5 protein-coding genes are annotated in these 5,189 nt (G+C 71.7%); 2 read left to right on the top strand and 3 right to left on the bottom strand.

Annotated features, from left to right (window positions below; genetic code table 11):
• The first annotated feature begins 150 nt into the window (after positions 1-150).
• Positions 151-807: a TetR/AcrR family transcriptional regulator gene (locus tag GKQ77_RS27125; protein ID WP_219691566.1), complete on the top strand. Its 657-nt coding sequence runs from the start codon at positions 151-153 to the stop codon at positions 805-807.
• Positions 808-1,152: 345 nt separating this feature from the next.
• Complete coding sequence (locus GKQ77_RS27130) at positions 1,153-2,181, top strand: lytic polysaccharide monooxygenase (protein ID WP_219691563.1); 1,029 nt, start codon at positions 1,153-1,155, stop codon at positions 2,179-2,181.
• 46 nt (positions 2,182-2,227) lie between these two features.
• Here GKQ77_RS27130 and GKQ77_RS27135 read toward each other — a convergent pair whose 3' ends face one another.
• The 3 genes from GKQ77_RS27135 to GKQ77_RS27145 all read right to left on the bottom strand — a co-directional run.
• The gene (locus GKQ77_RS27135; RefSeq protein WP_219691564.1) at positions 2,228-3,115 is read right to left on the bottom strand and encodes an esterase/lipase family protein; all 888 of its coding nucleotides are present in this window, start codon (positions 3,113-3,115) and stop codon (positions 2,228-2,230) included.
• Positions 3,116-3,306: 191 nt separating this feature from the next.
• Positions 3,307-3,996: a response regulator gene (locus GKQ77_RS27140; protein WP_219691565.1), complete on the bottom strand. Its 690-nt coding sequence runs from the start codon at positions 3,994-3,996 to the stop codon at positions 3,307-3,309.
• Positions 3,993-5,189: sensor histidine kinase (locus GKQ77_RS27145; RefSeq protein WP_258022041.1), on the bottom strand; the 1,197-nt coding region annotated here is incomplete at its 5' end. The genes GKQ77_RS27145 and GKQ77_RS27140, both read right to left, overlap by 4 nt.

The following is a 5,189-nucleotide window of genomic DNA, read 5'->3' on the forward strand; positions in this document are numbered from 1 at the left end:
GTGTCGGACACGCTTCCCCCCTCCCGCAACGACCGCGGACGTCCCGTCCGCGGGAAACCAACCGGGGAGCCCTCCCCGGTTGGTCGTTTGACGATAGCATCCGTACCGGGGAGCACTCCCCGGTACGAGGGGCGGGAAGAGGGAGACATGATGGGCGACCGTCCGCCGGTAGGACGCCGTGATGCGCTGCGCAACCGGAAGCTGCTGACCGACAAGGCCCGCGAGGTCTTCGCCGAACAGGGCCTCAATGCCCCGCTCGATGAAATCGCCCGGCGGGCGGGCGTGGGCAACGCCACCCTCTATCGCCATTTCCCGACCCGTGCCGCGCTTGTCGATGAGGTCTTCCGGGATGGGCTCACCGAGACCACAGCGGCGGGAGAGCGGGCACGAACCGCCGAAGACGCATGGACGGGACTGACGGAGTACCTACAAACAGTGTTCGCCGGTCTGGCCGCAGACCGCGGTACCAACGACCTCATGACCACGAATCTGGAAGGCGTCGCTTCTCTGGAGGCGATCCACGCCCACAACCGCACAACCATCCACGGGCTGCTCCGGCGCGGTCAGGAGCAAGGCACCATTCGGGCTGACCTCACCGCCGAGGACCTGCTCCTCGCCCTGGCAGCACTGGGCCGGGCTGTTCCCGCGCTCACCACGGTCACCCCGGATGCCTGGCTCCGCCCGCTCACCCTGCTCCTCGACGGCCTTCGCGCCCGTCCGGCCACGCCCCCGCTGCCCGCGCCGGCCCTCACTTCCGCCCAGCTCGGCAAGGTGCTGCTCAATCTGAGTCCGTACAGGCAGCGTTGAGCGGCTGCTGGTCAAACACGGTTGTCCTGGGGGGAGCCAAGAAGGGAGCCATACAGGGCGGCCTCTTCTGGACTCTCACGGACCCTGCCGGACCGGTTTGTAGCTCACGTACTGGTCAAACGGGGACTCCCGGACCCGCCACCTGAGCCCCCGGTTAGCCCTTCCTTAACGCGGCCATAAGGATCTCCGTCCCCGGCCTCCAGCCGGGGATTTCGCGGTTTTCAGGGGCTAGCTTTCTGGTCGCCGGGGCGGTGACGAACCGTCGGTGCCGCTGAGATCGGGGGGCGGTGCCGGCCGTTCGCCATCGCCCCGGGTCCCCCTGAACCGCGTATGAGGAGTACCCCCATGACCGCTCGTCGCAAGGCCGCCGCGATCGCCGCCGCCGGTGTCGCCCCGCTCGCGCTGACCGCCCTGACCGTGACGCCCGCCGCCGCGCACGGCTCGATGACGGACCCGGTCAGCCGGGTCTCCGCCTGCTTCCAGGAGGGCCCGGAGTCCCCGAAGTCGGCCGCCTGCAAGGCCGCCGTCGCCGCCAGCGGCGCCCAGGCCTTCTACGACTGGAACGGCGTGAACATCGCCAACGCGGCAGGCAAGTCGAAGCAGATCATCCCCGACGGCAAGCTCTGCGGCGCGGGCAACGACAAGTACAAGGGCCTGGACCTGCCGCGCGCCGACTGGCCCGCCAGCAAGCTCGCCGCCGGGAACCACACCTTCCGCTACAAGGGCACCGCCCCGCACAAGGGCTCCTTCGAGCTGTACGTCACCAAGGACTCGTACGACCCGGCGAAGCCCCTGAAGTGGTCGGACCTGGAGGCGAAGCCCTTCGTCAAGGTCACCGACCCGAAGATGGAGAACGGCGACTACGTCTTCGACGGCAAGATCCCCGCCAAGTCGGGCCGCCACCTCATCTACTCGATCTGGCAGCGCTCGGATTCCCCCGAGGCGTTCTACACCTGCTCCGACGTCGTCTTCGGCAAGGACACGGGCGGTTCCGGCTCCGGTTCCGGTTCCGCGCCTGCCCCCGCCCCGACCGCCTCCGCGCCCTCCGACAAGGAGATCGAGGCGGGCGCGGAGAAGTCCACGGTCGAGCACCACGGCCATGGGGACGCCGACGCCAAGACGGGCGCGGAGGCCACCGGCGCGGCCCCGGCCGCCCCGGCCGCCGACAGCGACGCCGCGCAGGCCGGCAACGAGCCCGAGGTGAACGGCGGCGCCGAGAAGCCGGTCACCGCCGCTGACGACAACCTCGCCGAGACCGGCGGCGACAGCACCACGCCGTACATCGCGATCGGCGGCGCCGCCGCCCTCGCCGTCGGCGCCGCGGCGATGTTCGCCACGACCCGCCGCCGCGCGGCCGGACGTCACGGTCGCTGAGGCGACTGCGGCGGCTGAGGCGGCTGAGGCGGCTGAAAGGTCGCTGTTACGACAGGCAGGTGGTCGGCGTCGCGTGCTCCGGATCCAGCGCGTTCGCCACCTCGTGGTGGGCGACGCGGTCCGCGACGCCGACCGCCACATGCTCCGAGGCGTCGATGCCGCAGAGGTCCTGGACGGTCACGTTGCGCACGTCGGGGCCGTCCAGGAACTGGCTGCGGTACGGGGTGACCACCTGGTCGTACTTGGTGGCGATGACGGTGTAGCGCACCCCGGGCACGGTGTCCCCGCCCTTGTTGAGCCTGGTCAGGAAGGGCGATCCGGCCACCTGGTCGGCGAGGCTCGGCGTCGCGGTGGTGAGCAGGTGTTCGATGCCGGGGAAGTACGGCAGCAGCTTGGTGAGGCCGAGCAGCGTGGTGCCGTGGTTGTCCGGCGCGAGGCCGATGAGGGCGTTCACCTTGTCGGCGCCGCCGAGGAACTTGAGGTAGTGGCGGGGCATCATGCCGCCCTGCGAGTGGCCGACGAGGTCCGCCTCCTTCGCGTCGGTCGCGGCGAGCACCTTGTCGACGAAGGCGTCGAGCTGCTCGGCCGACTTGTCGATGGGGCCGAGCCCGTGGAAGAACGGCACGTCCTTCAACTGCCCGTAGTCCAGGGAGAAGACGCAGTAGCCGCGCCTGACCAGGTAGGGCGCGAGGACGAGCCAGTTGTCGACGGAGTTACCGAACGTGCCGTGCACGAGGACGACCGGGCGGGGGTGCGCGGCGGAGGGCTTGCAGCTGTAGTCGTTCCAGCCGCGGGACGTGGTGGTCTCGGTGGCGGTGGCGGTGGCGGTGACGACGGATGCGGTGGCGGCGGATGCGGTGGGGGTGAGGGTGGCCGCGCCCGTGACGAGGAGGGCGGTGGCGAGCGCGCGTAGCGCGCGTCTCCAGGGCAGCATCGGGTGATCTCCTTGCGGCTCAAGGGAGTTGCGATGGCTGTACGCCCTGTGATCCGGATCGACAGGATGCCGTGCTCACGTCAAATTACGCGCCGGTAGAGGAAGAGTGAAGCTGCGCGGCGTGACAACTTCCAGCGATTACTGGCAGGGTCGCTTGATCGCTGGCAGGGCCGCTCGGTCCCGAGGCCCCCTCACCGCTGCGGCGCCACCAGCCCCATCTCGTACGCGAGGATGACCAGCTGGACCCGGTCCCTGGCGTCGAGCTTGGTGAACAGCCGCGCCACATGTGCCTTGACCGTGGCCACGGTGATGAACAGCTCGGTAGCGATCTCCCCGTTGGACAGGCCGCGCCCGACGAGGACGAGGACCTCGCGCTCGCGGTCGGTGACACCGGCCACCGGGCGGGCCCGCGACGGCGGGACCGGCTCGGGGCGGGCGGCGAACTCCGCGATCAGACGGCGCGTCACGCTCGGCGCGATCAGCCCGTCCCCGGCGGCGACCACGTGGATCGCCGCGAGGATGTCCTCCAGGGCCATGTCCTTGACGAGGAACCCGCTCGCGCCCGCCCGCAGCGCGCCGTAGACGTACTCGTCGTCGTCGAAGGTGGTCAGGACGAGGACGCGCGGGGCGTCGGCGCCGGTGCCATTGCCGTCGTTCTGCTTGATCAGACGGGTGGCCTCGATGCCGTCCATGCCCGGCATGCGGATGTCCATGACGACGACGTCGGGGCGTACGTCCCTGGCGAGCCGGACCGCTTCGGCGCCCGTGCCCGCCTCCCCCACGACCTCGATCTCCGCGGTGTCGGCCATCAGTACGCGCAGGCCCGCGCGGACCAGGGGCTGGTCGTCGGCAAGGACCACGCGGACGGCTCCCGCGCTCATCGGGCGTCCCCCGCGGGGGTGGGCAGCCGGGCCGCGACCCGGAAGCCGCCCTCGGCGAGCGGGCCCGCGGTGAAGTCGCCGTGCAGCAGGGCCACGCGTTCGCGCATGCCGACGAGGCCGTAGCCGCCGCCCTCGGGCAGCTTGCCGACGCCGCCGTCGACGACCTCGACGGCGACTTCGCCACCGCCCTCACCATCGCCGTAGTCGATGGTCACCCGGCACGCGTCGGTGCCCGCGTGGCGTACGACGTTGGTGAGCGCTTCCTGGAGGATGCGGAACGCGGCCAGGTCGATGTCGGCGGGCAGGGGCCGTGGCTCCCCGCGCCGGTGGAGTTGGGCGCGGACCCCGGCGTCCCGCGCCGACGCGACGAGGCGTTCGGTGTCGGCGAGGCCGGGCGCGGGCTCCAGCGGCGCGGGCCCGCTCTCCCCGTCGGGCCCGGGCCCGGGTTTCCGCAGCGCGACCAGTGTTCTGCGCAGTCCGGCGAGGGTCTCCCTGCTGGTGGCCTCGATGGTGCTGAGCGCGTTGCGGGCCTCGGCGGGCTGGGTGTCGATGACACGGCTGCCGACGCCGGCCTGGATGGCGATGACGCCGATGCTGTGCGCGATCATGTCGTGCAACTCCCGGGCGATACGCAGCCGTTCGGCGGTCACCGCCTGTTCGGCGGCGCGCGCGCTCAGGGCCTCCGCGTGGGTGCGGCGTTCGCGGACGGAGTCACCCGCGAGCCAGGCGGCGAGCGTCGCGAGGGCGAGGAACGCGGTGAGCTGGACGGCCCGGCCCGGGGTCTGCCCGAAGGAGGACAGATGGGTCCCGAGCTGCGCGCCGAACGCGAGGGCCGCCGCCGGCACGGAGGTGCGGCGGGGGTGGACGGCGGCGATGTAGCCGACGGCGAGGTCGCCGAGCAGCACCTGGAGGTAGGCGATCTCCGGGTTCTGCATCTGCGTGCGCGCGGCGGCCCACCCGGCGAGCAGCAGCGCGAGGGCGGGCAACGGCCTGCTCCGCAGCAGCACGCCGAGCAGCGCGGTGAGGACGATCAGCGGGACGACGGTGAGCATGCTGAAGCCGCTGCGGCCGTCGAGCATGGCGAAGTACAGGGCGAAGGGGTACGCGACCGCGGCCCCCCAGGCCCCGGGGATGACCCACGCCCCGATGAGCCGTCGCCGCCAGGCGGGGGCCGGTAGGGACGCGGTGGGGCG

It is taken from the genome of Streptomyces anatolicus (genome assembly GCF_019400875.1).
GTDB lineage: Bacteria > Actinomycetota > Actinomycetes > Streptomycetales > Streptomycetaceae > Streptomyces > Streptomyces anatolicus.

What these genes read in the sequence shown, in the direction of transcription:
- GKQ77_RS27135 (WP_219691564.1), bottom strand. Translation starts at nt 3,115, where the DNA reads ATGCTGCCCTGGAGACGCGCGCTACGCGCGCTCGCCACCGCCCTCCTC.
- GKQ77_RS27140 (WP_219691565.1), bottom strand. Translation starts at nt 3,996, where the DNA reads ATGAGCGCGGGAGCCGTCCGCGTGGTCCTTGCCGACGACCAGCCCCTG.
- GKQ77_RS27125 (WP_219691566.1), top strand. Translation starts at nt 151, where the DNA reads ATGGGCGACCGTCCGCCGGTAGGACGCCGTGATGCGCTGCGCAACCGG.
- GKQ77_RS27130 (WP_219691563.1), top strand. Translation starts at nt 1,153, where the DNA reads ATGACCGCTCGTCGCAAGGCCGCCGCGATCGCCGCCGCCGGTGTCGCC.